1 pseudogene is annotated in these 1417 nt (G+C 68.1%); it reads right to left on the reverse strand.

Going from position 1 to position 1417, the window contains the following annotated elements:
* Positions 1-166: 166 nt before the first annotated feature.
* A pseudogene (locus Q7A36_RS39790) lies at positions 167-1375 on the reverse strand (IS701 family transposase); the annotation flags it as partial.
* Positions 1376-1417: the final 42 nt, after the last annotated feature.

Here is a 1417-nt window from a genome sequence, read left to right on the forward strand (position 1 = left end):
CATTACAGCTGCATCTTCCGTTTCAGATGCGCTCTTTGTGCGGCGGCTTGGTGGGCGCGTCGCCACAGTGACCAGGCGATGACCTGGGCGGGTTGGATACGTTGCTGCGCGAGGCGGTTGGCGATGCGACGGATCTCCTGGATGGACCACGGGACGAGATCCGGCGGCGCGCAGCTACTCTGTTCAGAGTTTTCTCGGGCTGCGGTGCATTGGCCTTGTGGCGGATCGTCGCCAGTATGGCGAAGGCCAGCATGACCAGCGAGACGTGGCGATGCCAGCCGTGCCAGGACCGGGTCTCGTTGTGGTCGAGACCGAGTTCGTTCTTCGCTATCTCGAAGGCATCCTCGATCGCCCAGCGCTGCCCCTCGACCGCGGCCAGCGTCTCGATCGTGGTCCCGGCCGGGCACCAGGTGGTGAAGTACGCGCATTTGCTGTCGGCGAGGCTGCGCCGGATCAGCAGGCCGCGCGTCCAGAGGCCCGTCGCGCCGTCGCGGTACTCGCCCGCATCCAGGTCGGCCAGTTCGAGATAAGCCCAGTCGTAGAGCCGTGGCCCCTTCGTGCCTTCGCCAGCGGACAGGCGCTGCCAGGCCGTCGGCGCGAGATCCCTGGCAATCGCCTCGGCAGTCCCGGCCACCTCTGGCTTGCCGACCCAGGAGTTGAAGGGCTGCGTGGCGTTGACCCCAAGCACGTAGCCCTTGCCCGCCCGGCGCAGCGCCATCTCGATCTCGCCCACTCCATAGACGCTGTCGGCCGCCACCCAGGCGAACGGCACCCCGGCCGTGATGGCGCGCTCGACCATGCGTCCGGCCAGCCGCGGCTTGGTGGCGAAGCCCACTTCCGCTGGTACGTGCGCCGCTGCCAGGCGGGCCGGGTCGTCGGTCCAGGCCTTGGGCAGGTAGAGCGCGCGGTCGATGAAGGCGTGCCCGTGCCGCGACGCATAGGCCGCGAAGACCCCGATCTGGCAGTTGGTGATCTTGCCCGCCGAACCGGTGTACTGCCGCCCGACGCCACAGGACGCCCTGCCCTGCTTGAGAAAGCCGGTCTCGTCGATCACCAGTACCGCATCCGGGTCGGCCAGCGTCTCCAGCGCATAGTCCCGCACGATGTCGCGCAGCGCCTCCGCCTCCCAGCGGCCGCGGCCCAGGATGGCCTGCTGCCGCCACGGCCCGGGGTCGCCCGCCGCCTCAGCCCGCATCCAGCCTGTCTTGCGCCGTTCTGCCCCAAGCAACCCATCCAGGAACTGGCCAGCCGATCCCGCCACCCGGTCCTGGGTGAACAAGGGACGGATCCGCGCCTTGGCCTCCCGCAGCGACGACGCCCACAACTCCAGCGTCGTCTCAATCGATGCACCGTTCACCAGCTCACCCATGCGCATAGGTGAGCAACGCGTCAGATCAGAAAAAGTGCAGCTGTAATG

The organism is Paracraurococcus lichenis (assembly GCF_030657435.1).
GTDB classification, from domain to species: Bacteria; Pseudomonadota; Alphaproteobacteria; order Acetobacterales; family Acetobacteraceae; genus Paracraurococcus; species Paracraurococcus lichenis.